The sequence below is a fragment of the Pseudomonas sp. genome, from assembly GCF_002796985.1.
In the GTDB taxonomy this organism is placed as follows: Bacteria; Pseudomonadota; Gammaproteobacteria; order Pseudomonadales; family Pseudomonadaceae; genus Pseudomonas.
The window spans coordinates 570,054-594,443 of sequence record NZ_PEKX01000007.1 but is presented as its reverse complement, the minus strand read 5'-3'; the positions used below and the strand labels follow the sequence as shown (position 1 = coordinate 594,443).

General features: G+C 65.3%; 28 protein-coding genes. 11 read left to right on the top strand and 17 right to left on the bottom strand.

The features are described 5' to 3' along the window. Window positions 1-44: 44 nt before the first annotated feature. Window positions 45-452, bottom strand: a complete 408-nt coding sequence (locus tag CTR55_RS08340) for a PaaI family thioesterase (RefSeq protein ID WP_296286493.1) — start codon at window positions 450-452, stop codon at window positions 45-47. Window positions 453-563: 111 nt separating this feature from the next. On the opposite strand from CTR55_RS08340, the gene CTR55_RS08335 reads away from it, so the two are divergent. Next, the gene (locus tag CTR55_RS08335; RefSeq protein WP_296285443.1) at window positions 564-2,279 is read left to right on the top strand and encodes a proline--tRNA ligase; all 1,716 of its coding nucleotides are present in this window, start codon (window positions 564-566) and stop codon (window positions 2,277-2,279) included. Window positions 2,280-2,287: 8 nt separating this feature from the next. Next, on the top strand, window positions 2,288-3,244 hold the full coding sequence (locus CTR55_RS08330; RefSeq protein WP_296285442.1) for a hypothetical protein: 957 nt from the start codon (window positions 2,288-2,290) through the stop codon (window positions 3,242-3,244). Between the two features lie 3 nt (window positions 3,245-3,247). Here CTR55_RS08330 and CTR55_RS08325 read toward each other — a convergent pair whose 3' ends face one another. After that, window positions 3,248-3,523, bottom strand: coding sequence for an acylphosphatase (locus tag CTR55_RS08325; protein ID WP_296285441.1), 276 nt, complete (start codon window positions 3,521-3,523; stop codon window positions 3,248-3,250). Then, window positions 3,523-3,993, bottom strand: coding sequence for a TlpA disulfide reductase family protein (locus CTR55_RS08320; protein ID WP_296285440.1), 471 nt, complete (start codon window positions 3,991-3,993; stop codon window positions 3,523-3,525). Before CTR55_RS08320 ends, CTR55_RS08325 begins: the two co-directional genes overlap by 1 nt. 30 nt (window positions 3,994-4,023) lie before the next feature. Here CTR55_RS08320 and CTR55_RS08315 point away from each other — a divergent pair, with 30 nt between their 5' ends. Both CTR55_RS08315 and CTR55_RS08310 read left to right on the top strand, forming a co-directional pair. Then, window positions 4,024-5,433 carry a PilZ domain-containing protein gene (locus CTR55_RS08315; RefSeq protein ID WP_296285439.1) on the top strand — a complete coding sequence of 470 codons (1,410 nt, stop codon included), beginning with the start codon at window positions 4,024-4,026 and terminating at the stop codon, window positions 5,431-5,433. 185 nt (window positions 5,434-5,618) lie between these two features. Then, window positions 5,619-6,014 carry a hypothetical protein gene (locus tag CTR55_RS08310; RefSeq protein ID WP_296286492.1) on the top strand — a complete coding sequence of 132 codons (396 nt, stop codon included), beginning with the start codon at window positions 5,619-5,621 and terminating at the stop codon, window positions 6,012-6,014. A 4-nt stretch (window positions 6,015-6,018) separates the two neighbouring features. Here the strand turns inward: CTR55_RS08310 and CTR55_RS27380 are convergent, their stop codons facing one another. Further along, on the bottom strand, window positions 6,019-6,213 hold the full coding sequence (locus CTR55_RS27380) for a hypothetical protein (protein ID WP_363710894.1): 195 nt from the start codon (window positions 6,211-6,213) through the stop codon (window positions 6,019-6,021). Window positions 6,214-6,381: 168 nt separating this feature from the next. Beyond that, window positions 6,382-7,611, bottom strand: a complete 1,230-nt coding sequence (locus CTR55_RS08300; protein ID WP_296285438.1) for a YihY family inner membrane protein — start codon at window positions 7,609-7,611, stop codon at window positions 6,382-6,384. Between the two features lie 125 nt (window positions 7,612-7,736). Between CTR55_RS08300 and arsC the strand changes: the two genes are divergently transcribed. The 3 genes from arsC to CTR55_RS08285 are packed head-to-tail and all read left to right on the top strand — an operon-like array spanning window position 7,737 to window position 9,133. Further along, entirely contained in the window at window positions 7,737-8,090 is a 354-nt protein-coding gene (gene arsC / locus CTR55_RS08295) for an arsenate reductase (glutaredoxin) (RefSeq protein WP_296285437.1), read from the top strand. Continuing rightward, window positions 8,087-8,683: an NAD(P)H:quinone oxidoreductase gene (gene wrbA, locus CTR55_RS08290; RefSeq protein WP_296285436.1), complete on the top strand. Its 597-nt coding sequence runs from the start codon at window positions 8,087-8,089 to the stop codon at window positions 8,681-8,683. The genes arsC and wrbA overlap by 4 nt, the downstream gene beginning before the upstream one ends. Next, window positions 8,684-9,133, top strand: a complete 450-nt coding sequence (locus CTR55_RS08285) for a DUF2069 domain-containing protein (RefSeq protein WP_296285435.1) — start codon at window positions 8,684-8,686, stop codon at window positions 9,131-9,133. It begins immediately after the preceding gene. A gap of 24 nt (window positions 9,134-9,157) precedes the next feature. On the opposite strand, the gene hda is transcribed toward CTR55_RS08285, so the two are convergent. Together hda and CTR55_RS08275 are read right to left on the bottom strand one after the other, a co-directional pair. Further along, complete coding sequence (hda, locus tag CTR55_RS08280; protein WP_296285434.1) at window positions 9,158-9,862, bottom strand: DnaA regulatory inactivator Hda; 705 nt, start codon at window positions 9,860-9,862, stop codon at window positions 9,158-9,160. A gap of 146 nt (window positions 9,863-10,008) precedes the next feature. Continuing rightward, the gene (locus CTR55_RS08275; RefSeq protein ID WP_296285433.1) at window positions 10,009-11,049 is read right to left on the bottom strand and encodes a DUF2066 domain-containing protein; all 1,041 of its coding nucleotides are present in this window, start codon (window positions 11,047-11,049) and stop codon (window positions 10,009-10,011) included. Between the two features lie 213 nt (window positions 11,050-11,262). Between CTR55_RS08275 and purM the strand changes: the two genes are divergently transcribed. The 3 genes from purM to CTR55_RS08260 are packed head-to-tail and all read left to right on the top strand — an operon-like array spanning window position 11,263 to window position 13,701. Beyond that, window positions 11,263-12,324: a phosphoribosylformylglycinamidine cyclo-ligase gene (purM, locus tag CTR55_RS08270; RefSeq protein WP_296285432.1), complete on the top strand. Its 1,062-nt coding sequence runs from the start codon at window positions 11,263-11,265 to the stop codon at window positions 12,322-12,324. Further along, window positions 12,324-12,974, top strand: a complete 651-nt coding sequence (gene purN / locus CTR55_RS08265) for a phosphoribosylglycinamide formyltransferase (RefSeq protein WP_296285431.1) — start codon at window positions 12,324-12,326, stop codon at window positions 12,972-12,974. The genes purM and purN overlap by 1 nt, the downstream gene beginning before the upstream one ends. Window positions 12,975-12,984: 10 nt before the next feature. Next, window positions 12,985-13,701 (top strand): DUF3108 domain-containing protein, encoded by a 717-nt coding sequence (locus CTR55_RS08260; protein ID WP_138526296.1) that lies wholly within the window; start codon window positions 12,985-12,987, stop codon window positions 13,699-13,701. 211 nt (window positions 13,702-13,912) lie between these two features. On the opposite strand, the gene CTR55_RS08255 is transcribed toward CTR55_RS08260, so the two are convergent. The 5 genes from CTR55_RS08255 to CTR55_RS08235 form a co-directional block, all read right to left on the bottom strand. Continuing rightward, window positions 13,913-14,854, bottom strand: coding sequence for a DUF2167 domain-containing protein (locus tag CTR55_RS08255; protein ID WP_296285430.1), 942 nt, complete (start codon window positions 14,852-14,854; stop codon window positions 13,913-13,915). 255 nt (window positions 14,855-15,109) lie between these two features. After that, complete coding sequence (locus CTR55_RS08250) at window positions 15,110-15,661, bottom strand: glutathione peroxidase (protein ID WP_296285429.1); 552 nt, start codon at window positions 15,659-15,661, stop codon at window positions 15,110-15,112. Between the two features lie 48 nt (window positions 15,662-15,709). Continuing rightward, on the bottom strand, window positions 15,710-15,832 hold the full coding sequence (locus CTR55_RS08245) for a hypothetical protein (protein WP_296285428.1): 123 nt from the start codon (window positions 15,830-15,832) through the stop codon (window positions 15,710-15,712). Further along, complete coding sequence (locus CTR55_RS08240; protein WP_296286491.1) at window positions 15,829-17,022, bottom strand: MFS transporter; 1,194 nt, start codon at window positions 17,020-17,022, stop codon at window positions 15,829-15,831. The genes CTR55_RS08245 and CTR55_RS08240 overlap by 4 nt, the downstream gene beginning before the upstream one ends. A gap of 74 nt (window positions 17,023-17,096) precedes the next feature. Then, window positions 17,097-17,513, bottom strand: a complete 417-nt coding sequence (locus CTR55_RS08235; protein WP_296285427.1) for a MarR family winged helix-turn-helix transcriptional regulator — start codon at window positions 17,511-17,513, stop codon at window positions 17,097-17,099. Window positions 17,514-17,687: 174 nt separating this feature from the next. On the opposite strand from CTR55_RS08235, the gene CTR55_RS08230 reads away from it, so the two are divergent. Next, window positions 17,688-19,508: an acyl-CoA dehydrogenase C-terminal domain-containing protein gene (locus tag CTR55_RS08230; RefSeq protein WP_296285426.1), complete on the top strand. Its 1,821-nt coding sequence runs from the start codon at window positions 17,688-17,690 to the stop codon at window positions 19,506-19,508. 272 nt (window positions 19,509-19,780) lie between these two features. On the opposite strand, the gene CTR55_RS08225 is transcribed toward CTR55_RS08230, so the two are convergent. The 5 genes from CTR55_RS08225 to CTR55_RS08205 form a co-directional block, all read right to left on the bottom strand. After that, entirely contained in the window at window positions 19,781-20,596 is an 816-nt protein-coding gene (locus tag CTR55_RS08225) for an adenosylcobinamide-GDP ribazoletransferase (RefSeq protein ID WP_296285425.1), read from the bottom strand. A 12-nt stretch (window positions 20,597-20,608) separates the two neighbouring features. Next, window positions 20,609-21,196, bottom strand: a complete 588-nt coding sequence (gene cobC, locus CTR55_RS08220; protein ID WP_296285424.1) for an alpha-ribazole phosphatase family protein — start codon at window positions 21,194-21,196, stop codon at window positions 20,609-20,611. Further along, window positions 21,193-22,248: a nicotinate-nucleotide--dimethylbenzimidazole phosphoribosyltransferase gene (gene cobT, locus CTR55_RS08215; protein ID WP_296285423.1), complete on the bottom strand. Its 1,056-nt coding sequence runs from the start codon at window positions 22,246-22,248 to the stop codon at window positions 21,193-21,195. The genes cobC and cobT overlap by 4 nt, the downstream gene beginning before the upstream one ends. Continuing rightward, window positions 22,245-22,766 (bottom strand): bifunctional adenosylcobinamide kinase/adenosylcobinamide-phosphate guanylyltransferase, encoded by a 522-nt coding sequence (cobU, locus tag CTR55_RS08210; protein ID WP_296285422.1) that lies wholly within the window; start codon window positions 22,764-22,766, stop codon window positions 22,245-22,247. Before cobU ends, cobT begins: the two co-directional genes overlap by 4 nt. Window positions 22,767-22,950: 184 nt before the next feature. Further along, the gene (locus tag CTR55_RS08205; protein ID WP_296286489.1) at window positions 22,951-24,390 is read right to left on the bottom strand and encodes a cobyric acid synthase; all 1,440 of its coding nucleotides are present in this window, start codon (window positions 24,388-24,390) and stop codon (window positions 22,951-22,953) included.

Sequence of the window (24,390 nt, the reverse complement as noted above, 5' to 3'; positions counted from 1 at the left end):
CCGGGCTTTTTATTGCAACTTACCTACAACTACGAACGTATCTGTTACATCGGTAATACATATGTTCCGGTGACATGAGCCACCAACTCCTGCGGATTGCTGACCGAGTAGACAGCTACTTCGCAAACTACCTGCCGACGCCCCAACTTCAATATCTTTGCCTCCGCCAGCAGGTCTTCGGGCTTGGGCTTGCTCAAGAAGTTGATATTGAGATTGGAAGTCACCGCCATTTCAACGTTTTCCAGCTGAGCCAGGATCACCGCATACATTGCCGCATCCGCCAGCGCCATGATGGTGGGCCCGGACACCGTGCCGCCCGGCCGCACCAGCTTTCCATGGAAGGGAACCCGCGCGAACGCGCTGCGCCCTTCCAGCGCATCGATGCGGAAATCCATGTCGTCCGCCATGGGCAACCCCGCGCGGATGAACGCCTGTACCTGCGCTGCATTCAATCGACTCACACCACTCCTCCGTCTCCACCCGCCGCGCGCTGTACGCAGCCAGACCTGCACCGTACAATGCCCAGCCTATATCCCCCTTCGCAACCGACAAAACGGCCAAAGATGCGTACCAGTCAGTACCTGCTGTCCACCCTGAAAGAAACCCCTTCCGATGCGGTCGTCATCAGCCACCAGCTGATGCTGCGTGCCGGCATGATCCGCAAGCTGGCGTCCGGCCTCTACACCTGGCTGCCAATGGGTCTGCGGGTACTGCGCAAGGTGGAGACCATCGTTCGCGAAGAGATGAACGCCGCCGGCGCCCTGGAGGTGCTGATGCCCGCCATCCAGCCCGCCGAGCTGTGGCAGGAGTCCGGCCGCTGGCAGCAGTACGGCCCCGAGCTGCTGCGCCTGAAGGATCGCAATGACCGCGACTTCTGCGTCGGCCCGACCCACGAGGAAGTGATCACCGATCTCGCGCGCAACGAGCTGAACAGCTACAAGCAGCTGCCGATCAACCTGTATCAGATCCAGACCAAGTTCCGTGACGAAATCCGTCCGCGCTTCGGCCTGATGCGCGGCCGCGAGTTCATCATGAAGGATGCGTACTCCTTCCATGCCAGCCAGGACTCGCTGCAGGCGACCTACGACGTCATGTACGGCGCGTACAGCAAGATCTTCACCCGCCTGGGCCTGAACTTCCGCGCCGTACAGGCCGACAACGGCTCCATCGGCGGCAGCGGCTCCCACGAATTCCACGTGCTGGCCAGCTCCGGTGAGGACGACATCGTCTTCAGCGAGACCACCGACTACGCCGCCAACATCGAGAAGGCCGAAGCCCTGCCGCGCGAAACCACTCGCGGCGCCGCCAGCGAAGAGCTGCGCCTGGTCGATACCCCCGAGACCAAAACCATCGCTGCGCTGGTGGAAAAGTTCGGCCTGCCGATCGAGAAGACCATCAAGACCCTGGTGGTGCATGCCGCCGAGGAAGGCAAGCTGATCGCCCTGATCGTCCGTGGCGACCATGAACTCAACGAGATCAAGGCTGGCAACCACCCGCTGGTGGCCGCACCCCTGCAGATGGCCAGCGAAGCGGACATCAAGGCCGCCATCGGCGCCGCTCCCGGCTCCCTCGGCCCGCTGAACCTGCCGCTGCCCTGCATCATCGACCGCTCCGTTGCGCTGATGAGCGACTTCGCCGCCGGCGCCAACGTCGACGACCAGCACTACTTCGGCGTGAACTGGGAGCGCGACCTGCCGGTACCGGAAGTCGCCGACCTGCGTAACGTCGTCGAAGGCGACCAGAGCCCGGATGGCAAGGGCACCCTGGTGATCCGTCGCGGCATCGAAGTCGGCCACATCTTCCAGCTCGGCACCAAGTACAGTGAAGCCATGAAGCTCTCCGTACTGGGCGAGACCGGCAAGCCGGTCACCCTGCTGATGGGCTGCTACGGTATCGGCGTTTCCCGCGTGGTCGCCGCCGCCATCGAGCAGAACTACGACGACCGCGGCATCCTCTGGCCGGCCGCCCTGGCGCCCTTCCAGGTCGCCATCGTGCCGATGAAGTACGAGAACGAAGCTGTGCGCACCGCTACCGACAAGCTGTACGCGGACCTCACTGCCGCTGGCTTCGAAGTGCTGCTGGACGACCGTGACAAGAAGACCAGCCCTGGCGTGAAGTTCGCCGACATGGAGCTGATTGGCATCCCGCACCGCATCGTCGTCAGCGAGCGCGGCCTGGACGAAGGCACCCTGGAGTACAAGGGCCGCCGTGACGCCGAGTCGCAGCCAGTCGCCCTGTCCGACCTGCAAGCCTTCATCACGGCCAAGATCCGCAACTGAGCAGAGCAATGTCCACCCGAAGTACCTCCAGCCTCGTGGCTGCCGCCTTGTGCGGCAGCCTCCTGCTGAGCGGCTGCGCCAATCAGCTGCCGCAACGCAGCGAGCATGAAGAACGCGTCGAGCGCAAACTGCTCGACCACAGTCTGCAGATCGACGTCGGCACTCCGGGCACCCTGGAGCTGCCGCAGCGTCGTATCCGTGTGCAGGAGCAGAAGACTTTCGAAGTCACCGAGTTCGAAGTCACCCGTCGCTACGATCGCTATACGCCTTACCAGGGCTGGCGCAAGGTGTACGAAATGCCGCTGGGCGTCGTCGCCTTCGTCGGCGGCATCGGCGCCAATGTGGTCAACGTGTTCGCCCTTGGCAACCTGCCCGAAAGCGTCACCCGCGGCTGGATCCGCTACGGCATCGACGGCATGAATCCGTTCATGAACGTCGAGTCCAATGGCCGTGCCGAACAGAATCTGGCAGCCATCGACGAGAAGCAGCGCGACAAGCGCACCGAGTACTCCAGCCTACCCTGGTCGGAGCGCCCGGTGACCGTCACCGCCGGCAAGAACTCCCAGGAACTGCTCACCGATCGCCACGGCGTACTGCGCCTGAACCTGCTCGAAGGCCCCTTCAGCGACGACGAAGTCAGCCGCATTGGCCGTCTACAGTTCAGCGTCCAGGATCCTTCTGACGACACCCGCGCCGACGCCAGCGTGATGGTCAGCCGTTCACTGCGCGGCAAGCTCAAGGAAGCCCACGCGCTGATCTATGACGACCTGGAAGGTGACGACGTGCATCACTGGGTGCACCGGGTGAAGCGCCTCTCCGACCTCGGCATGGAAGAGGAAGCGAGCGAGCTGGAACAGAGCCTGATCGAACTGACCCGCAACGATCCGGAGCTGCAGAAGGAATTCCTTCACAGCCTGATGACCAACGCCGGCCGCCTGGCAGCGGACCCCGGCGCCAGCAACTGACGCTCAGCGACGGACGATAAAGCCGGTGATGCCCTGGGGCGTCATCGGCTGCAGTTCCACCGACGCTACCCTGGCCTTGACTGGGCCGCGCGCCAGCCACTTCTCCAGCTCGCGCACCGCCCCCTCCTCACCCTCGATCAGCAACTCCACACGACCGTCATCCAGGTTGCGCACCCAACCATCGATATCCAGACGCTCGGCCTGTTCCTCGGTGCTCTGGCGGTAATAGACGCCCTGCACCTTGCCGCTGATATAACCGTGCAGACAGATCCTGGCCATCACTGCTTCTCCTCGCGCAATGCGCTCAAGCGCGCCTGCAGGCCGGCAGCGGTCTGCTCACCGAGCAACTGCTCGCGCATCCTGCCCTCAGGGTCGATGAGGTAGGTTACAGGCAGCGCTTCGCTGCGCGGCAGGCTGTAGCGCGGCGCAGGGTCATCGGCCAGCACGGTGTACTGCACGCCCAGCGCCTGTGAAGCCTTCGCCAGGTCCGCATCGCGCAGCCCATCGAAATTCACCCCCAGCACCCGGAAGCCCTTCGCCTTGCCTTCTGCCGCGAGCTGATTCAACTCGGGAATTTCCTTGCGGCACGGCGCGCACCACTCCGCCCAGTAATTAATCACTAGCCACTGGCCATCTACGCTTGCAGCGGGTACTTTCTGTCCATGCTGATCGGTGCCATAGTCCGCCGAGCAGCCGGCCAGGATCAGGCCGGCCATCAAGCCCATCACAATACGGAGCCGCACTCCCATGCCTTCAATCCTCGTGTATGCGGGGTGGTCATGATGCTCGATGCCCTGCGTCTGGAGGTGCCGGACATCCTCGAAGAAGATGCCGAGGCAATGAGCAACCTGGCGGTCAGGCTTCAGGAATCGCGGCAGCAGCCCCTGCAGGAAGGTTTGCAGAAGGCTCTGGGCACGCTGTTCCGCCTCAACCGATGCGCGCTGACCTTACTGGAAAGACAGCGCGCCCTGCAAAGCCTCAGTGAAGAGTATCGGCACTACGAACGGCTGATCCGCCAGGAAAAGACGCCTCCTGCGCTCTTCGTGCACTTCTGCAGCGAACTCGCCGCCGGCTTCAAGCGCCTGCTGCTACAGATCCTGCACGGCCGTAAACCGTCCCGGCCACATATGGCCTGGTGCCTGTACATGGCGCAGCACTTTCTCGCCCAGGCCTTGCTGCGCCATTACCAGCAATATCAACAGCCACCAGGCAGCCTCTGGCGCGACAGCCACCTGCTCTACTGGATCGGCGAACACCAGGAGTGCCTGGACGAGCCCGTCGCGGCAGCATTCGACCCGGTTCCGGCGGGGACCTTGCGCGGGCTGTACCAGCAGATTCTGCTACTAGCCCTGAGTAACCCGTTCCATCTGACCGAGGGTGAAGCACCGCAACTGTTCAGCGCCCTTGCCCCCCTGGCCGCGCTGGGCCGCCTGCTGCCCTGGGATGACGAGGAACAGGAAGGCTTCGTCGTCGACCTCGGCTCGGACCAACCCTGCCTCGCCGTCGAGCAGACCACCGAAGCCCCGGCCGAGCAACTGCGCCGCCTGGAACTAGGCGCCCTGCTGATCGCGCTGCATGACCCCGCTCCCCTGCGCCGATTAGACCAGGGGGCGCTGCTGGCGCGCGTCCGCCATCACTGGCTAGGCCACCAGGCGCGTCGCCATGAGCGCGCCGAGCAAAGCGGCACTTGTCGCCTGGTGGTCGGCCTTGCAGCCATCCAGCAGCACCTGCTGGATGGCTCCGCCAGTCCCAGCCGGGAAGCGGCAATGATGGACGCCAGCGCCGGCGGCGCACGCATTCTCTGCACCGGCCAGCAGGCCGGGCAGCTTCCGGTCGGCCAACTGCTGCTGATCCCCAATGAAGGCGGAACTCCCACCCTCGCCGTGGTGCGCTGGCGACATCTCAACAGCGACGGGCTGCACCTCGGCCTGCGCTACCTGAAAGGGCTTCCCCGGCCGATCTGGCTACGCCGTGCACCTGACGCCCAGCGTCACCCCGGCGTCCTGCAGAGCACGCCGGAGCCGGGCAACGGCTGGTATCACGGGCTGTGGGTACCCCAGGGGCAGTTCGTCGAAGGCGAGAACCTCTGGCTGCAACTGGCCAGCTTTGACAACCAGACCATTCTGCCGCTGCCCGTCGCCAACCTCAGCACACCCCTGGTAGCACGCCACCCGCTACGCCTGGCCTGAATGTCGATTTTGGGAGAGAAGTCACAGGTAAGATCGGCAGTACGCCCGGAATAGCTGGCCACCGCGTCTCTATAATTCGAACGTTCGTTCTGACTCTCGGGACGATTCTCGCGCGCCGATAACTCAGCGGCCTTCAGAATGCGGCTGGCGCCATGTACGTCGGCCTCCATCGACAGGACAGCCCGATGCAGCCTACAGACCAGCTTGTCAGCAAGGTACCCAGCCATATTGTCGCCAGCGCGCGGCCGGCCAATGCGGCCAATGGAGGGCGACTGGCCGACTTCAATGTCGCGGCATGGCTGCATCTGCCCGGCGTGGCGGATCTGCCGGTGACGCTGGTGCTCAGTTATCGCGATGGTGAGCGCAGCCGGGAAGTGGTCATCGACCATGGCACGGTCAACAAACAGAGCCGCATCCTGCTCTCAGGCGTGGCGCGTCTGGCGTTTTCCCAGCGGATCGAGGATGCGCAGATCAAGCTGCGCTCGGCTGTTCCGCTGTCGCGGATGATTGCCGAAGAGGTCTTCATGCAGGCCGTGGAGCAGCAGGAAGGCGCCGCGCGCCCCCTGGCCACCAGCCTCTGAGGGATCAGCCCAACTGACGAACCTGGGTCTCGTCTGTCGAATCGGTCGCGACGGGTGCGGTGGTTTCCTGCGAGACGGTCGGCAGGAGCGACTCAGGCCAACTGCTGAAGTGCAGACCAGTGATTCTATTCAACCGCTCCAGAGCGCTCGTCAGATCGCGCTGATGCAGATGTACTACGTTGTTCTGGTCTTTTTTCATGGGTTCGCTGGCCTTGGAGGAACTTCTGAAGGACATCTATGTCCCGTCCGTTTCATAGCCAGGACATAGCCAGAACTGTGCCAATTCTGAAGAAGCGAGAATTGGCGCATTTCTGAGGACGCATGAAGCGCCCGAGGCATCAGAATCGCCGCAAACTGACGTTTTGCGTCACTCAGAATGTGACGGCTTCAACCATTTCGCCAGACTGTCACCGAACAGCTCCTGACGATCCGCCTGGTAGCGTGCCAAGGCCTCCTTCAATTCCGGATACCAGGGCTCATCCAGCTCCGCTGGCAGGGCATCCAGGCACGGCAGGGGCCAGGGGCTGCGGTTGAGCAGGTGATGCAGGCTATAACTGCCCAGGTCGCGGCACAGCACCCAGGCAGCGGTGGTCGAGCCGGCGCGGCAGACCAGTTGCTCGCCTTCCAGAAAATCCAGCACCTCTTCCCACTCGTCTTCCGGCAGCAGCCAACCTGCACGGTGCAGATGCGCCAGGCGCGTCGGCAGGCCGTGGCGCTGACGGTCGAAGAACACCCGCAGCACGCCGAGGATCACCAGCAGACGCGGCATGGCGCGGCGCCGCCAGAGACGGGTCGAGGACAGGTTGCAGACCAGCTCCGCGCCAAACAGCACGATCAGCCAGGACAGGTAGATCCACAGCAGGAACAGCGGCACCGTGGCAAAGGCGCCATAGATCAGCTTGTAGCCGGGAAAGAAGCTCACATAGAAGCCGAACAGCGATTTGGCCGCCTCGAACAGGATCGCGGTGAAGACACCGCCGGCCAGCGCATGCAGGAACGGCACCCGCGCGTTGGGTACCGCCGCATAGATCAGGGTGAAGGCGGCGACGCTAAACAGCAGGGGCATAACCTTCAGCAATGTCGCGGCCCCCGGAAGCGCATGGGGGCCAGAGAGCAACGACAGCGACGTGATATAGGTGGACATGGCAAAACCGGTCCCCAGCAGCAGCGGCCCGAGGCTGAGAATCGCCCAGTACAGCAGGAAGCGGGTAACGCCCCGGCGCGGCTGACGTACGCGCCAGATGGCATTGAAGGCCTTCTCGATGGTCACCAGCATGGTGAAGGCAGTGACCGCCAGGAAGGCCACGCCCAGCCAGGTCAAATGCCGCGCCTGCACAGTGAAGTTGCGCAAGTAAGCCTCGACCGCTTCTCCCGTAGAGGGCACGAAGTTGCGGAACACGAACAGCTGGATGCGCTCGCCCATGCCCTCGAAAGCCGGCACCGCCGAGAGCATGGCGAAGGTCACGGTCATCATCGGAACGACCGCGAACAACGTGGTGTAAGTCAGGGCCGCGGCGCTGTTGGGCGCCTTGTCGGCGAGGAAGCGCTGGACCAGATAGCGGCCGAATTCGACCAGGCCCTGCAGGCGTTCGTGCATGAAGTGTCCTTTGGCTGCACCGAAAAATCCGTCCTCGTAGATCACGGAGAACAACAGCGGTTCAGTCCAGTCCGAGGAGGCGGTTAGAATAGCCGCCACTTCATCGGCCTTGCGAGCCCCGGCACATGAGTCAGATTTCAATTTTCCACAATCCGCGCTGCTCCAAGTCCCGTGGAGCCCTCGAACTGCTCGAAGAACGCGGCATCCAGCCCGAGATCATCCGCTACCTGGAAACCCCGCCCAGCGCCGCCGAACTCAAGGCGCTGCTCGGCAAGCTGGGCATCAGTGCGCGTCAGCTGCTGCGCAGTGGCGAGGATGAATACCAGGAACTCGACCTGGCCAACCCGGCGCTGAGCGATGAGCAACTGATCGAGGCGATGACCCGGCATCCCAAGCTGATCGAGCGACCGATCGTCATCGTCGGCGACAAGGCGGTGATTGGCCGTCCACCGGAGAAGGTGCTGGAGATCCTGCCTTGAGTGCTTCCTACATCCTGGTTCTGTATTACAGCCGCCACGGCGCCACTGCTGAAATGGCCCGGCAGATCGCCCGTGGCGTCGAGCAGGGCGGCCTGGAGGCGCGCGTACGCACAGTGCCCGCGGTTTCCACCGAGTGCGAAGCCGTTGCTCCGGATATTCCGGCCGAAGGCGCGCTCTACGCCACCCTGGATGACCTGAAGGACTGCTCCGGCCTTGTGCTCGGCAGCCCGACGCGCTTCGGCAACATGGCCGCGCCGCTCAAGTACTTCCTCGACGGCACCAGCAGCCTGTGGCTGACCGGCGGCCTGGCGGGCAAGCCGGCGGCGGTCTTCACCTCCACCGCCAGCCTGCATGGCGGCCAGGAAACCACCCAGCTGTCGATGATGCTGCCGTTGTTGCACCACGGCATGATCATCACCGGCATCCCCTATAGCGAGCCCGCGCTGCTGGAGACGCGAGGCGGCGGCACGCCCTATGGCGCCAGCCACTTCGCCACTGCCGACGGCAAGCGCAGCCTGGACGAACACGAAATCACCCTGTGCCGCGCGCTGGGCAAGCGCCTGGCCGAAGTCGCCCGCAAACTGGAGAGTTGAATGGCCCGCAAGAACAAACCGCTGCCGCCCCTGGAGTGGCTCAAACCCCGGCTGGCCGCCAGCCGTGCGGTCGCCCTCGGCAGCTTCATCGGGCTGATCCTGCTCATCGTCATCTGGGACCTGCTGTTCGCCGACGCCCACGGTGCGGCGCACTGGGTCCCCTGGGCAGTGCTGGCGTTCAAGCTGCTGCCGCTGCTGGTGGTGGCGCCGGGCATCCTGATCGGCAGCGCACGCGGCCACGCCTGGGCGTGCTACGTGATCAACCTTTACTTCATCCTCGGCGTGCTCAACGCCTTCGATCCCAACCACGCCATCTTCGGCTGGGCGGAGATCATCCTCAGCGTGTCGCTGTTCTGTTCGGCGCTGATGTACACGCGCTGGCGCTTCCAGTACGACCGCAAGCTGGCCGGTGAAGGCCAGGAACCACAGCAGGAAGCGACGAGCGCCTGATCGGCGAATCAGGGAAACCGGGGCTTACCAGCCCATGGTTTCCTTGAGGAAGGGAATGGTCAGCTTGCGCTGCGCCTGCAGCGAGGCCTTGTCCAGTTCGTCCAGCAGATCGAAGAGGAACTGCATGCTTCGCGCGCCGCGGGTGAGGATGAAGCGCCCCACTTCGTCGGTCAGGTGCAGGCCACGGCGCGAAGCGCGCAACTGAAGGGCGCGCAGCTTCTCGTCGTCGGTCAGCGGGTGCAGCTGGAAGATCAGCGAGAGGGTCAGCCGCGATTTCAGGTCCGGCAGCTTCACCTTCAGCTCGCGCGGCGACACCGAGGCCGACAGCAGCAGCTTGCGGCCGGAGTCGCGCAGGCGGTTGAACAGGTGGAACAGCGCCTCTTCCCACTCGCGCTTGCCGGCCAGGGCGTCGAGATCGTCCAGGCACACCAGCTCGCGCTGTTCGAGGTTGTCGAAGATTTCCGGGCCGTAGGCCACCAGGTCTGCCATCGGCAGGTACACCGACGGCTCGCCCAGCTGTTCGGAGCGAATGCAGGCGGCCTGCAACAGGTGACTGCGGCCCACGCCATCGGCGCCCCAGAGATAGATCAGGCTTTCCGTCCACCCCGCTTCGGGCTCGCACAGACGCTCGACATAGCCGAGCGCCGCGGCATTGGCGCCGGGGTAGTAGTTGGCGAACGTTGCGTCATCGCGCAGACGTACGCTGAGTGGGAGCTGCATAGGAGTCATGCCGGGCCGGGCGTTTCTTCAATCGCTTGGGGTGGGCCTTGGTGACTGAAAGTTTATCCAAATCAGAAGGATAACGCAGCTCCCACGTGCGACTCAGAGCCACTGGAGCCTGGAAGCGGGACTTTGCCCGCCCCCAGACGCGTTCATCACCAGTGGAAGCGCAGGGTGTTCTGCGCTGGCACGGCGGCGTTCGGCACCGGCTGGCCATTGGCGTCCACCGCGGGTTGCGCCGGCTCGGCCGGGGCCTCCTGCAAGCGCGCCAGGGCCAGTTGCGCACGCAGTTGCTCGGCGCTGGCAGTCACGCGGTAGATGAGCTTGTTACCCTGGACCTCCACCAGCTTGGCGCCCATGGGCTCCAGCAGGCGCGAGACTTCGGCGTAACGGGCCAGGTCGGCGCCTTCGATTTGCAGGACCTGGGCCGAAGCCGAGCCGGCCGAACCGACGAAGCGCTGCGACAGGCGCTGGGAAACGCCCAGCATGACGGCATCGGCCAAGGCGTCCGGAGTATCGCCCTGGGCCTGGCCCTGCTCACGGCTATCGCCCATCCAGACGCGCCAGGTGGCGGTCCACTTGCCGTCGGCTTCCTTGGCGTCCACCGCCAGGAGGGCGTCGGCACCGTAGCGTTCAGAGGCCGACTTCAGCGCGTCAGGCTGGGCGGCATTGAGGTTTTCAGCGGTACCGACCTGCTGCTCGCTGAGGTCGGCGATCGGCAGGCGCAGCGGCAGGCCACGGCGCTGGGCAGCGCGGTTCAACGGTGCGGAGGCTTCCTGGCTATCACCCACCAGGCTGCTGCCGTTGGCGCTTTCGTTCAGCCACCAGGCCAGCACGCTCGGCCGGCTGGCGCCCCAGACAGACAGGCCGGCCTGGCGCAGGGCGTTGTCGGTGGCGGTCGGATCAAAGTCCACCACCAGCGCCATGGGCGGGCCATTTTCAAAGCCGTACTGGCTGATCAGTTGCTGCGGGTCCTTGAAGTAGCCGGCCAGGGCCGGGCTCTGCGCAGCGGAGGCATTGCCGGTCAGGCGCAGCACCAGGGTCTGCAGGGCACGGCTCAGGCCGGCATTGCGTTCGTCCGGCTGCTGGGAAGCGACCGGTTCGTGCACCTGGTACAGGTTACCCAGCGTTTCAGCGAAGGACGGCAGGCTGAACAGCGACAGACAGAGGATCAACAAGCGGGCGGTCAGGCGCATGGCGGGCTCTCGCGGAGTAAATCGAAGTTGCCAGCCTCCAACGAGCTGGCAAGGAAGGCCTATACCTTAAACAGCCGTCCGGCCAGCGGCAACAGCGCGAGATGGCCGCTGCCGGGCAAGCCTGATAAAATCCCGCGCCTCCCGCGCAGGCCGGGAAGCGCGAACGGCGCACCCGGCGGCAAGACGAATCATCCCTTTTAAAGGCCTGGATTTATGAGCAACAAGCAACCCTCGTTGAGCTACAAGGACGCCGGTGTGGACATCGACGCCGGCGAAGCCCTGGTCGAACGCATCAAAGGCGTCGCCAAGCGCACCGCGCGTCCGGAAGTCATGGGCGGTCTGGGTGGCTTTGGCGCTCTGTGCGAAATCCCGGCTGGTTACAAGCAACCCGTGCTGGTCTCCGGCACCGACGGCGTCGGCACCAAGCTGCGTCTGGCGCTGAACCTGAACAAGCACGACAGCATCGGCCAGGATCTGGTCGCCATGTGCGTCAACGACCTGGTCGTGTGCGGCGCCGAGCCGCTGTTCTTCCTCGACTACTACGCCACCGGCAAACTGAATGTCGACGTGGCTGCCACCGTGGTCACCGGCATCGGCGCCGGCTGCGAGCTGGCAGGTTGCTCCCTGGTCGGTGGCGAAACCGCCGAGATGCCGGGCATGTACGAAGGCGAAGACTACGACCTGGCTGGCTTCTGCGTCGGCGTGGTAGAGAAGTCCGAAATCATCGACGGCTCGAAAGTGGTCGCCGGCGACGCCCTGATCGCCCTGCCCTCCTCCGGCCCGCACTCCAACGGCTACTCGCTGATCCGCAAGATCATCGAAGTCTCCGGCGCCGACATCGAAGCCACCCAGCTGAACGGCCAGCCCCTGGCCGACCTGCTGATGGCTCCGACGCGCATCTACGTGAAGCCGCTGCTGCAACTGATCAAGCAGACCGGCGCGGTCAAGGCCATGGCCCACATCACCGGCGGCGGCCTGCTGGACAACATCCCGCGCGTCCTCCCGGACAATGCCCAGGCCGTGGTCGACGTGGCCAGCTGGCAGCGCCCGGCGGTCTTCGACTGGCTGCAGGAGAAAGGCAACGTTGACGAGACCGAGATGCACCGCGTGCTGAACTGCGGCGTGGGCATGGTCATCTGCGTCGCCCAGGATCAGGTCGAGGTTTCCCTGAAAGCCCTGCGTGACGCCGGCGAGCAGCCGTGGGTCATCGGCAGCATCGATGCTTGCGCCGCCGACGCCGAGCGCGTGGTCCTGAACAACCTGAAAGGCCACTGATGTCCACACCTTGCAATGTCGTGGTGCTGATTTCCGGCTCCGGCAGCAACCTGCAAGCCCTGATCGACAGTCTCGCCGGCACCGACACGCCGGCGGTGATCCGCGCGGTGATTTCCAACCGCGCGGACGCCTACGGCCTGGAGCGTGCGCGCAAGGCCGGCATCGAGACCTGCTTCCTCGACCACAAGGCCTACGCCGATCGCGAAAGCTTCGATGCCGCGCTGATCCAGGCCATCGACGGCTTCGACGCTGATCTAGTGCTGCTCGCCGGCTTCATGCGCATCCTCAGCGCAGACTTCGTGCGTCACTACCAGGGCCGCCTGCTGAACATCCATCCGTCCCTGCTGCCCAAGTACAAGGGCCTGCATACCCACCAGCGTGCGCTGGAGGCCGGCGACGCCGAGCACGGCTGCAGTGTGCACTTCGTCACCGAGGAACTTGATGGCGGTCCTCTGGTCGTACAGGCGGCAATCCCGGTACAGTCTGACGACACGCCGGAAACGCTGGCGCAGCGCGTTCACCTGCAGGAGCATGTGATCTATCCGCTGGCCATGCGCTGGTTCGCCGAAGGCCGAGTACGCCTGGGCGATCAAGGCGCCACGCTGGATGGGGAGCTTCTGCCCGCGTCCGGCTATTCGTACCGAACCTAGGAGATTCGCGATGCGTAGAGCTCTGTTATTCCTGATGGCCGTGCTGACCTTGCCGGCCCAGGCTTATGAGCTGGAACCGTTCGATGCCAGCTACACCGCCGACTGGAAGCAGATGCCCATCAGCGGTACCGCCTCCCGTAGCCTCAAGCAGGGCGATGGCGGCCGTTGGGAGCTGAATTTCAAGGCCTCCATGCTGCTGGCCAGCCTGACCGAGAACAGCACATTCAAGGTCGAGAACGACACCTACCTGCCGCTGACCTACCGCTGGGCTCGCGAAGGCCTGGGCAAGAACAAGCAGACCGAGCTCGATTTCGACTGGGCGGAGAAGCAGGTGCTGGGCAGCGACCGTGGCGACCAGGTGCGCCAGCCGCTGAACAAGGGCCAGCTGGACAAGTCCACCTACCAGCTCGCGCTGCAGCATGACGTGGCCGTCGGCAAGAAGGCCATGAGCTACCAGGTGATCGAGGGTACCGACACCGATACCTACGATTTCCGCGTGCTCGGCGAAGAGAAGGTCCGCACCCAGGCCGGCCTGATCACCGCGATCAAGGTGGAGCGCGTGCGCGACCCCACCAAGAGCAACCGCAAGACTATCCTCTGGTTCGCCAAGGATTGGGACTTCCTCCTCGTGCGCCTGTACCAGCAGGAGTCCGACGGCAAGGAATACCAGATCATGCTCAAGGAAGGCACCGTGAACGGCAAAGCGGTTCAGGGTGAGAAAGGCTGATCCTTCAGCACATGAAAAGCCGGGCAATGCCCGGCTTTTTCTTGCCTGCTCCAAACGGTGCCAGGCCTGTAGGAGCGAGCTTGCTCGCGAACCGCCCGACGCTGATACCGCCGGGAGCATTGTTCGCGAGCAAGCTCGCTCCTACGAAGAGCCAAAGAAAAAGCCGGGCAGATGCCCGGCTTTTTTGTGCCTCGAAAGTCAGGCCGGGAAATCAGCCTTCGTTCGACGGCTTGCGTTTGAAACGCCGGGCGAGCCAGCCGATGGCCAGGGCCGGGACGATCCACAGCTTCTTCAGCAGCACCAGCAAAGTGGCGAACAGGCCGACCTTGGCGGCGACCTTGCCGGCGATCAGCGCGCCCAGGCCGTAGGCGGCAACCTTGTCGACGCTGGGGTTGAAGTCGACATAGCGGCTGCCCGGATTGAACTCGGTCATCGCCAGTACCTTGCCGACGTTCTGCTCGATCTCCGGCAGTTGCTCCATGCCGGCGACGAAGTTCAGCACCAGCACACCTTTGCGGCCCAGCGCACGGATGTTGTAGTTCAGCGTGTGAGCCTTGGCGTCACCGAACTGCAGCTCCTTGGCCCAATAGAGCTTCTTCTCCGCAGCGTCATAACGCGGGGGTGCGGCCCAGCCGATCAACTGGATCGCCTCGAAACCCTGCTGCTCGCGCTGCGGGTTGGCTTCCTTGAGGTCGTCCTGCATCTCCTTGAGCATCTCGGCGTAGTCGATCTTCGCCGCGTCCTCATCGGAGACATAGCCACTCTCCTCGTACTGCACGGTCACCGCCCAGGACTCGGTAGCGAAAGGTGATACCCCGGCCGGCATCAGCATGCCCAGCGGCGGCTCGGAACTGGGTGGGTTGCCCCAGGCTTCCAGTACGCGCTCGGCGTCCTTGCCGTCGAGGAAGACGAAATTGTCCGGCAGGTCGAAAGTAGCCAGGTTATCGCCGACCACCACCTTGCCCTTCTGGAAGTGCAGGCTGGCGACGAAAGTCTCGGGCGACATCTCCTCGTCCGACTCGGCGGCGGGAGCAGGCGCAGCAGCAGAAGCAGCGGGGGCTTCGCTCTGGTTGGAGGTAGCAGGTGCGGCGAATGCCGGCGTGGCGACGGCTTGAGCGAGCAAGGCGGCCAGAAAGAGGGTTTTGCCATCCATAGGGGTCAATCTCCTGAATTGTATCCATGACATCGACGGCCAATTGCTGTGCCGTCGGGCTCGAATTGTCGCACTCCAGCGCCGAACCTGTAACAGAAAATTTCCAACCATGCGATGCGGGCGCACAAAAGCCCGGCTTTCGCTTTCTGTAGGAGCGAGCTTGCTCGCGAATGAGTTTCCGGCCGCACCGGTGCCATTCGGTTCGCGAGCAAGGACTGGGCGTCCCCCTCGCTCCTGCGAAAGCAGATCGGCGCGTCAGGGCTGGCTGGCGATAGCCTTCTCGATCGCCGCCCGCAGTTCCGGGTCATCCGGCTTGGTCAGGCTGGAAAACTGGGCGACCACCTTGCCCTGGCGGTCCACCACGTACTTGAAGAAGTTCCAGCGCGGTACCTGGTCGGCCTGCTGGGCCAAGTCCTTGAACAGCGGGATCGCCTCGTCGCCGCGGACGTGCTGCACCGAGGTCATGTTGAAGGTCACACCGTAGTTGCCGTAGCAGACCTTGGCGGTCTCAGCGGCGTCGGCATCTTCCTGCTTGAAGTCGTCGGAGGGCACGCCGAGCACTTCCAGGCCCTGGCCCTTGTACTGCTGGTAAACGGCTTCGAGGCCCTTGAACTGCGGGGTGAAGCCGCAGTGGCTGGCAGTGTTCACCACCACCAGCGGCTTGCCGGCATACAACTCGCACAGGTCGAGCACATCCTTGGAGCGCAGCTTGGGCAGTTCGCCCTGGGTCTTGAGCAGCGCCGGGCAGTCGGCGGCTTGCGCGGCCAGGGGCAACAGCAAAGTCAGGGCGAGCAAGGGAAGACGCATGGCAGTGATCCTCGATTTATCCCGCCACGCTACCCCGCGCGCCGGGCATCAGCAACTGCCCATGCCCAACTGCATCAGCGCCAGGCCGCCGCGTTGCCAGCCCCACCAGGCGAGGCCGACCAGTGCCAGGCCGAGGCCCAGCAGCAACCCGAGCACTACTGAACGCTTCATGCCACCCCCAGCGCCGTGCGCTCGACCGGGCGTTCGCGCACCGGCCAGTTGAGCAAGGCGGCGAGCAGGCTGAGGAGGATGGAAATCTGCCAGACCAGGTCGTAGTTGCCGGTGTGGTCATACACGTAGCCGCCCAGCCAGCCGCCGAGGAAGGCGCCGATCTGGTGGAACAGGAAGGTGATGCCGCCGAGCATCGACAAGTTGCGCACACCGAACAGCGTGGCGACCGTACCGTTGGTGAGCGGCACGGTGGACAGCCACAGCAGGCCCATGGCGATGCCGAACAGGTAGGCCGTCCACATCGTCAGCGGCGCCCAGAGGAAAGTGATGATCACCACGCCGCGCAGCAGGTAAAGGCCGGTGAGCAGCTTGGGCTTGCTCATCCGCCCGCCCAGCCAGCCGGCGAGGTAGGTACCGAACACATTGAACAGCCCCACCAGCGCCAGCACCGTGGTGCCGACGGTGGCCGGCAGGTGGCGGTCCACCAGGTAGGCCGGCAGGTGCACGCCGATGAATACCACCTGGAAGCCGCAGACGAAGAAGCCCAGCGACAGCAGCCAGAAGCCGGAGTGGCCGACGGCCTCGCGCAGTGCTTCGCCGAGGCTTTGTTCATGGCCCTGCATGGGCAACGGCTTGTCGCGCATCAGCGCCGCCAGTGGAACGATGAAAGCCACCAGCAGGCCCAGCACCAGCAATGCGGCGGACCAGCCCAGCCAGCCGATCAACCCCAGCGTTCCCGGCAGCATGATGAACTGGCCGAAGGAGCCCGCCGCCGCCGAGATGCCCATCGCCATGCTGCGGCGTTCCAGCGGCACCGCACGGCCGACCGCGCCGAGGATCACCGAGAACGAAGTACCGGAGAGGCCAATGCCGATCAGCAGGCCCGCACTCATCGACAGGCTGAAGGCCGAGTCGGAATAGCCCATCAGCACCAGGCCGACGGCATAGAGGATGCCGCCCACCAGCACGGTGCGCATGGCGCCGAAGCGGTCGGCGATGGCGCCGGTGAACGGCTGGGCGATCCCCCAGATCAGGTTCTGCAGGGCGATGGCAAAGGCGAAGGTTTCGCGCCCCCAGCCGAACTCGGCGCTCATCGGCGCGAGAAACAGGCCGAAGCCATGGCGGATACCCAGGGACAGGGCGAGGATCAGGGCGCCGGATAGCAGTATCCAGAACCCCGTGCGCGACAGCTTCGACATCGGTTGCTCCTGCACGGGTATATACCCGCTTTTGTTCGTTCTTCTAAACAGCACGCAGGCCGCCGCTAGCTCTCCAGCGCGACCAATTCATCCAGCAAGGCTTCCAGCTGACGGCGCTTGTCATCACCCAGGTGCGCCGCCACATCCTGCTGCGCCGCGTCCCAGGCTTCACGTCCGCGCACGATACGTTCGAGCCCGGCCGGCGTCAGCGCCACGATACGGTTGCGCAGGTCCTCACCCTCTTCCAGCTTCACCAGGCCATCGGCCTCCAGTGGCTTGAGATTGCGCCCGAGGGTACTGCGATCCAGCCCCATGGCCTCGGCCAGCTCGGAGATGCTCGGCTGCTCCAGCCGCGACAGGTGCCGCAGCAGGGAAAATTGCGCAGTGGTCAGCCCGACGCCCTTCAGGGCATCGTCGTAGACGCGGGTCACGGCGCGGGCCGAGCGACGCAGTTTGGTGCAGAGGCAGTGGGTGGTCAGCATGAATACGTGTATATACCCGCAACTTGCGCCCGGTCAATGGCCGGCGCGACCGATTGTCCCATCTGCCAGTGCGAGGCGTTGGCGCAGCCAAGGGCACCACCGCGGACCAGCCGTATAACTGCGGCCGTCCAGCCCCGCGCTTTCGACGGGGCGCATCACGGTCCGAGGTCCCCGATGCCCGTCTACAAAGCCCCGCTGCGCGACACCCGCTTCCTGCTCAACGAAGTCTTCGATTTCCCCAGCCATTACCAGAACCTGGTCAACGGCGGCGAAGCCACGCCAGACATGGTCGACGCCATCCTCGGCGAATGCGCCAGGCTCTGCGAGGAAGTGATCGCCCCGCTCTACCACAGTGGTGACGAGGAAGGCTGCCACCTGGAGAACGGCGAAGTGCGCACGCCCCAGGGATTCAAGGAAGCCTACGACGCCTACGTCGCCGGCGGCTGGCAGGGCCTGTCGCACCCGGTGGAATATGGCGGCCAGGGCCTGCCGATGAGCCTCGGCGCGCTCAAGCAGGAGATGCTGGGCACCGCCAACTGGCCGTTCTCGATGTATCCGGGCCTGTCACTGGGCGCGATGAACACCGTGATGCAGCACGGCACCGAGGAACAGAAACACACCTACCTCACCCCGCTCACCGAAGGCCGCTGGGGCGGCACCATGTGCCTGACAGAGCCGCAGTGCGGCACCGATCTGGGCCAGGTGAAGACCCGCGCCGAAACCAACGCCGACGGCAGCTACGCGATCACCGGCACCAAGATTTTCATCTCCTCCGGCGAGCACGACCTCACCGAGAACATCGTCCACATCGTCCTCGCCCGCCTGCCCGATGCGCCCAAGGGCACGCGCGGCATCTCGCTGTTCATCGTTCCCAAATTTCTTCCCGGAGTCGCCGGCAGCCTCGGCCCGCGCAACGGCGTGACCTGCGGCGCGCTGGAAAAGAAGATGGGCATCAAGGCCTCGGCCACCTGCGTGATGAACTTCGACGGTGCCACCGGCTACCTGATCGGCGAACCGAACAAGGGCCTGGAATGCATGTTCACCTTCATGAACAGCGCACGCATCGGCACGGCCATCCAGGGCGTCGCCACCGCCGAGTTGGCCTACCAGGGCGCACTCGCCTACGCCCGTGAACGCCGTTCGATGCGCGCCCTTTCCGGCACCAAGGAACCGGGCGAGATCGCCGATACCCTGATGCACCACGGCGACGTGCGCCGCATGCTGCTGACCCAGAAGGCCGTGGCCGAGGGCGGCCGCGCGCTGATCTACCTGGCCACCCAGTACGCCGACAAGATGATCCAGGGCCTGCTGACCAACGATAACGCCGAGTACGACCGCTGGGACGACAAGCTCGGCTTCCTCACCCCGATCCTCAAGGGCTGCCTGACCGAGCTGGGCCTGGAGAGCGCCAACCTCGGCATGCAGGTATTCGGCGGCCATGGCTACATCAAGGAACACGGCATGGAGCAGATCGTCCGCGACGCGCGAATCGCCACGCTCTACGAGGGCACCACCGGCATCCAGGCGCTGGACCTGCTCGGCCGCAAGGTGCTGCTGATGACCCAGGGCAAGGCCGTGCGCGACTTCACCCGGCAGGTGGCGAAGTTCGCCATCGAGCTGCTGAAGCAGGAGCCAGCCATGCGCGGCCGCGCGCTCACCCTGCTCAAGCTCTGCGCGCAGTGGAACCTGCTGACGATGCGCATCGCCCTCACCGCCCGCAAGCAACGCGACCTGGTAAGCACCGCCAGCCACGACTACCTGATGTTCTCCGGCTACGCCGCACTGGCGTATTCCTGGGCGCTGCAGGAAGCCGCCGCGCGCAAGCGCCTGCGCCAGGGCGGCAGTGAATCGAGCGACTTCTACAAGGCCAAGATCGCCACCAGCGACTTCTACTTCGCCCGTATGCTGCCGCGCGCCAAGGGGCATGCATCGGCGATGGCGAAGCCGGTGCGGTCGATCATGGGGTTGAAGTCGGAGCATTTCGCCTTCGATTGAGGAAGACGCAGAGCGATGCCCCCTCCCAAAGGCGGAGGGCCCATGTAGGAGCGAGCTTGCTCGCGAACAGATTTTCCGGCCGCATCGGCACCATGCGGTTCGCGAGCAAGCTCGCTCCTACAGGGTTGCTCCGGCTACGCTGGATATCGAGAACGTAGGATGGGTGGAGCTTGCGATACCCATGCTGTCGGTACAGGAACATTGATGGGTATCGCTACGCTCCACGCCATCCTACAAAGGCGTCCAGGCCGGGCCCGCGTCCGCCGGCGGGATCAGAGCGCCAACGCCACCAGCACCGCGCACTCGATCATTTCCAGCATCGCCCCGGCGGTATCCCCGGTGGTACCGCCCAGGCGGGCGATAAAGCGGCTGCGCAGCCAGACGAACACCACCAGCGCGACCACCAGCGCCAGCATCCCGGTCAGCCCCGCCAGCAGCATCAGCGCGGCGTTGGCCGCCAGCATCCACGGCATCGCACCGCGCGGCAGATGGTCGGCCAGCGCCTGGCCCAGGCCGCCCTTGCGCGCATAGTCGGTGGTGAAGAACAGCAGCGGCAGCGCGCAGCGCCCCAGCCAGGGCGCCAACAACAAGCCCCAGTGCTGGTGATTGCCGAGGATGGCGGTGATCGCCGCGAACTTCAGCAGCAGCAACAGCACCAGCGCAACGACCGCGGCCGGCCCGCAGCGCGGGTCTTTCATGATCGCCAACGTGCGTTCGCGGTCGCCCAGGCCGCCGACCCAGGCGTCCGCCGTATCGGCCAGGCCATCGAGGTGCAACGCGCCGGTAAAGGCCACCCACACCAGCAGGATCAGCGCGGCCTGCAACAGCAGGTGCACGCCACTGAGCAACTCGCCCATGGCAAACAGCACGGCACCGATCAGCAAGCCCACCAGGGGGTAATACAGCGTGGCGCGGCCGAACTGCTCCGGCGTCGGCATGTGCCCAAGGCGCACCGGCAAGCGGGTGAGGAACTGCACCGCCACCAGTGGCAGGCACCAGTCGCTGAGCTGGGCGACGCGCGCGTCCGCTCCGCTCTGCTCGGCAGGCTCGGGGGCCTCTTGCTCGCGATCCGGGTGTGGGTTGCTCATCAGGGTTTCGACTTAAAGTTGCGCCTTGTGGATGCGCCAGCCGTCACCCTCGCGGGTCACTTCCAGCGCCATGCATTCGCCGTGAGTCACCACCACTTCCAGCAAGCGTTTCGCCGGCAGGCCGTTGGCCAGGGCGCCGAGCAGGCGCATCACACCGCCGTGGGTGACGACCAGCACAGAAGATCCGGCATGGGTCTGGTAGAGGCGTTCCAGCGCCGCGAAGACGCGGGATTCGAAGTCGCCCATGGCCTCGCCACCGGGCGGCGGGAAGGTGTATGGATCGTTCCAGAAGCGCTCCAGCGCCGCAGCATCGCTCTCCATCAGAGTAGCTGGCGAAAGGCCTTCCCACTGGCCGAAATCCAGCTCCTGCAGGCCCGCCTCGAAGCCCAGCGGCAAACCATGGCGCGCCGCCAATTCCTCAGCGAAAGCCGCGCAGCGCTGCAAAGGCGAGCTGACCAGCGCCGACCAGCGGCACTCATCTGCCACCGCCGCACGCATCTGCGCCCAACCCGCTTCGGTCAGCGCGTCGTCCAGGCGTCCGCGAAAACCACCACCGAGTTCGGTTTCACCGTGGCGCAGCAGCTCCAGGCGCAGCGTCATGCCGGGCGATCCGACACCGCTGCCTCGGCGAAGGTCGCCATCCCCGCATGCAGCCGACACGCCTGGCGCAGCAGCGGCACTGCCAACGCCGCGCCACTGCCCTCGCCCAGGCGCAGGCCGAGGTCCAGCAGCGGCTGTGCGTTCAAGGCTGCGAGTACGCGGTTGTGCCCCGGCTCCGCACCAGCGTGGGCGAACAGCAGCCAGTCGCGGCAGTGGGGGTTGAGGTGCGTCGCGCACAGCGCGGCGGTGGTGCAGATGAAACCGTCCACCAGCGCCGGGATGCCCTTCTGCGCGCAGGCGAGATAGGCGCCTACCAGCGCGGCGATCTCGAAACCGCCGAGACGGCAGAGCGCCTCGAAGGGCTCGTCGCAGTGGGCGCGGTGCAGCGCCAGCGCGCGGTCGATCACTTCGACCTTGCGCGCGACGCCCTGCGCGTCCAGCCCGGTGCCAGGGCCGACCAGCGCCTGCGCCGGCTCGTCCAGCAGCGCGCAGGCGAGCGCCGCCGCCGAGCTGGTATTGCCGATGCCCATCTCACCACCGATGAACAGCTCGGTACCGGCCTGCTGCGCGCGGCGCACGGACTCGCGCCCGGCTTCCAGGGCGATCAGGCACTGGGCGGCGGTCATCGCTGGCTCCCGGGTGAAGTTGGCGGTGCCGGCGCCGACCATCACATGCTGTACGCCCGGCAGCGGCTCCAGCGGCGTGGCGGTCCCCAGATCAATCACCTCCAGGCGCGCGTCGAGGTCACGGGCCAGCACACTGATCGCCGCGCCGCCGCGCACGAAGTTGCGCAGCATCTCGACAGTCACCGCCTGCGGGTAGGCCGACACGCCCTCAGCCACCACGCCATGATCGCCAGCGAACAGGGCGATCCAGAGATGCTCCAGGCCCGGCCGCTCGCGGCCCTGCAGTCCGGCGAGACGGATGGTCTCCTCTTCCAGCCGGCCCAGTGCGCCACGCGGCTTGGTCAGCTGGTCCTGGCGTGCGGCAGCCTTGTCCTGCGCCACGCGGTCGATCGGCTGGGTGGATTGCAGCCACCATTGCAGACTCATAACGCTTCCCCCTTCAACACCATGGGCAGGCCGGCGACGGTGAACACCACGCGCTCGCTGACCTCGGCCAGGGACTGGTGCAGCCAGCCGGCCTCGTCGACATATCGGCGGCTGAGCTCGCCCATCGGCACTACGCCCAGCCCGGTTTCATTGCTGACCAGAAGGATGCGTCCGGGCAGTTGCGGCAGCACCTCCAGCAGCGCATCGATCTCGCCGCGCAGGCGCCAGCCGTCTTCATGGAGCAGCAGGTTGGTGACCCACAGGGTCAGGCAATCCACCAGCACGCAATGCTGCGGCGCTGCCAGGCGCTCCAGCGTGTCGGCCAGGGCCAGCGGTTCTTCCACCAGCCCCCAGTGCTCGGGACGGCGCTCGCGGTGCTGGAGGATACGGGTAGACATCTCGCCATCGCCGGCCTGCGCCGTGGCGACGTAAGTGACCGGCAGGCCGCTTTGCAGCGCCAGGCGCTCGGCCAGACGGCTCTTGCCCGAACGGGCGCCGCCGAGGATCAGTTCAAGCATGGATTCTCCCTTTGTAGGAGCGAGCTTGCTCGCGAACCGCATAACTCCGGCGTAACCGGGACGTTGTGTTCGCGAGCAAGCTCGCTCCTACGAAAAGCAGGCGTAGGGCGCATAACGCCCCCGGCGTTATCCGCCGAAACAGTGGCAAGACGAAACGGCGGATAACCGCGAACGGTCATGCGCCCTACAGTCCGCACAGTTCTCTCAGTTTTTCAGTATCCAGATGCGCCTCGACCTGATCGGCCAGGCGCTCGATGTCGCGTTCACGCAGGCCGTGGTAGTCGATGCTCTGCACCTCGCGCAGCCCGGCCCAGCGCAGCAGCGCGGAGCTGGCGGCACTGGACTCGAACAGCCCGTGCAAATAAGTCCCCATCACCTGGCCGTCGTCACTCAACGCGCCGTCGCAGCGGCCATCGCTCAAGCGCACGGCGGGGTTCGCCAGAGCCGGGCCTTCGGTGACGCCGGCATGAATCTCGTAACCACTCACCGGGGCCTCTTCCAACGCCAAGTGGCCGCCGACATTGCGCAGCTGCTTCTGCGGCTCCAGCACGGTATGGAAATCCAGCAGGCCAAGCCCCTCACTCTCGCCCGCCGCACCTTCCAGGCCGTGCGGGTCGGCCAGGGTGCGGCCGAGCATCTGCAAGCCGCCGCAGATGCCCAGCAGCTTGCCGCCATAACGCAGGTGGCGCTCGATGGCGGCATCCCAGCCTTGGGCGCGGAGGAAGGCCAGGTCCGGCCGCACGCTCTTGGAGCCCGGCAGGATGATCAGGTCCGCCGGTGGGATCGGCTGGCCGGGGCCGACGAAGGTCAGCTCCACCTGCGGGTGCAGGCGCAGCGGGTCGAAGTCGGTGTGGTTGCTGATGCGCGGCAGCACCGGCACCACCACGCGCAGGCGCTCGCCGGTCTTGGCGGTCTGGCGGGTGTCGATGGCGTCCTCGGCTTCCAGATGGAAATCCATCAGGTACGGCAGCACACCCAGCACCGGCACGCCGGTGCGCTCTTCCAGCCAGTCGAGGCCGTTCTGCAGCAGCGCGATATCACCGCGGAAGCGGTTGATAACGAAGCCCTTCACCCTTGCCCGCTCAGACTCGGAGAGCAGCTCCAGGGTGCCAACCAGATGGGCGAACACGCCGCCGCGGTCGATATCGGCGATCAGGATCACCGGGCAGTCCACCGCCTCGGCGAAGCCCATGTTGGCGATGTCGTTGGCGCGCAGGTTGATCTCCGCTGGCGACCCCGCCCCCTCCACCATCACCACCGGGTATTGGGCGCTCAGGCGCTGGTGGGATTCGAGCACCGCCTGCATCGCCACGCGCTTGTAGTCGTGGTAGGCCACGGCGTTCATGCTGGTGACCGCGCGACCGTGGATGATCACCTGGGCGCCGGTGTCGCTGTTGGGCTTGAGCAGCACCGGGTTCATGTCGGTGTGCGGCGCCAGATGGCAGGCCTGTGCCTGCACCGCCTGGGCGCGACCGATCTCGCCACCGTCAGCGGTCACCGCGCTGTTGAGCGCCATGTTCTGCGGCTTGAACGGCACCACTGACACACCCTGGCGAATCAGCCAGCGGCACAGCGCGGTCACCAGCGTGCTTTTGCCGGCATCCGAAGTCGTGCCCTGCACCAT

Excerpts from the sequence above, each read along its gene's own strand:
- purM (WP_296285432.1), top strand. The coding sequence starts at position 11,263 with ATGAGCAACAAGCAACCCTCGTTGAGCTACAAGGACGCCGGTGTGGAC.
- CTR55_RS08260 (WP_138526296.1), top strand. The coding sequence starts at position 12,985 with ATGCGTAGAGCTCTGTTATTCCTGATGGCCGTGCTGACCTTGCCGGCC.
- CTR55_RS08245 (WP_296285428.1), bottom strand. The coding sequence starts at position 15,832 with ATGAAGCGTTCAGTAGTGCTCGGGTTGCTGCTGGGCCTCGGCCTGGCA.
- CTR55_RS08300 (WP_296285438.1), bottom strand. The coding sequence starts at position 7,611 with ATGCACGAACGCCTGCAGGGCCTGGTCGAATTCGGCCGCTATCTGGTC.
- arsC (WP_296285437.1), top strand. The coding sequence starts at position 7,737 with ATGAGTCAGATTTCAATTTTCCACAATCCGCGCTGCTCCAAGTCCCGT.
- CTR55_RS08230 (WP_296285426.1), top strand. The coding sequence starts at position 17,688 with ATGCCCGTCTACAAAGCCCCGCTGCGCGACACCCGCTTCCTGCTCAAC.
- CTR55_RS08235 (WP_296285427.1), bottom strand. The coding sequence starts at position 17,513 with ATGCTGACCACCCACTGCCTCTGCACCAAACTGCGTCGCTCGGCCCGC.
- CTR55_RS08320 (WP_296285440.1), bottom strand. The coding sequence starts at position 3,993 with ATGGGAGTGCGGCTCCGTATTGTGATGGGCTTGATGGCCGGCCTGATC.
- CTR55_RS08225 (WP_296285425.1), bottom strand. The coding sequence starts at position 20,596 with ATGAGCAACCCACACCCGGATCGCGAGCAAGAGGCCCCCGAGCCTGCC.
- CTR55_RS08285 (WP_296285435.1), top strand. The coding sequence starts at position 8,684 with ATGGCCCGCAAGAACAAACCGCTGCCGCCCCTGGAGTGGCTCAAACCC.
- CTR55_RS08205 (WP_296286489.1), bottom strand. The coding sequence starts at position 24,390 with ATGGTGCAGGGCACGACTTCGGATGCCGGCAAAAGCACGCTGGTGACC.
- CTR55_RS08310 (WP_296286492.1), top strand. The coding sequence starts at position 5,619 with ATGCAGCCTACAGACCAGCTTGTCAGCAAGGTACCCAGCCATATTGTC.
- CTR55_RS08335 (WP_296285443.1), top strand. The coding sequence starts at position 564 with ATGCGTACCAGTCAGTACCTGCTGTCCACCCTGAAAGAAACCCCTTCC.
- CTR55_RS08250 (WP_296285429.1), bottom strand. The coding sequence starts at position 15,661 with ATGCGTCTTCCCTTGCTCGCCCTGACTTTGCTGTTGCCCCTGGCCGCG.
- CTR55_RS08315 (WP_296285439.1), top strand. The coding sequence starts at position 4,024 with ATGATGCTCGATGCCCTGCGTCTGGAGGTGCCGGACATCCTCGAAGAA.
- CTR55_RS27380 (WP_363710894.1), bottom strand. The coding sequence starts at position 6,213 with ATGAAAAAAGACCAGAACAACGTAGTACATCTGCATCAGCGCGATCTG.
- cobC (WP_296285424.1), bottom strand. The coding sequence starts at position 21,196 with ATGACGCTGCGCCTGGAGCTGCTGCGCCACGGTGAAACCGAACTCGGT.
- CTR55_RS08330 (WP_296285442.1), top strand. The coding sequence starts at position 2,288 with ATGTCCACCCGAAGTACCTCCAGCCTCGTGGCTGCCGCCTTGTGCGGC.
- CTR55_RS08325 (WP_296285441.1), bottom strand. The coding sequence starts at position 3,523 with ATGGCCAGGATCTGTCTGCACGGTTATATCAGCGGCAAGGTGCAGGGC.
- cobT (WP_296285423.1), bottom strand. The coding sequence starts at position 22,248 with ATGAGTCTGCAATGGTGGCTGCAATCCACCCAGCCGATCGACCGCGTG.
- cobU (WP_296285422.1), bottom strand. The coding sequence starts at position 22,766 with ATGCTTGAACTGATCCTCGGCGGCGCCCGTTCGGGCAAGAGCCGTCTG.
- CTR55_RS08275 (WP_296285433.1), bottom strand. The coding sequence starts at position 11,049 with ATGCGCCTGACCGCCCGCTTGTTGATCCTCTGTCTGTCGCTGTTCAGC.
- purN (WP_296285431.1), top strand. The coding sequence starts at position 12,324 with ATGTCCACACCTTGCAATGTCGTGGTGCTGATTTCCGGCTCCGGCAGC.
- CTR55_RS08255 (WP_296285430.1), bottom strand. The coding sequence starts at position 14,854 with ATGGATGGCAAAACCCTCTTTCTGGCCGCCTTGCTCGCTCAAGCCGTC.
- hda (WP_296285434.1), bottom strand. The coding sequence starts at position 9,862 with ATGACTCCTATGCAGCTCCCACTCAGCGTACGTCTGCGCGATGACGCA.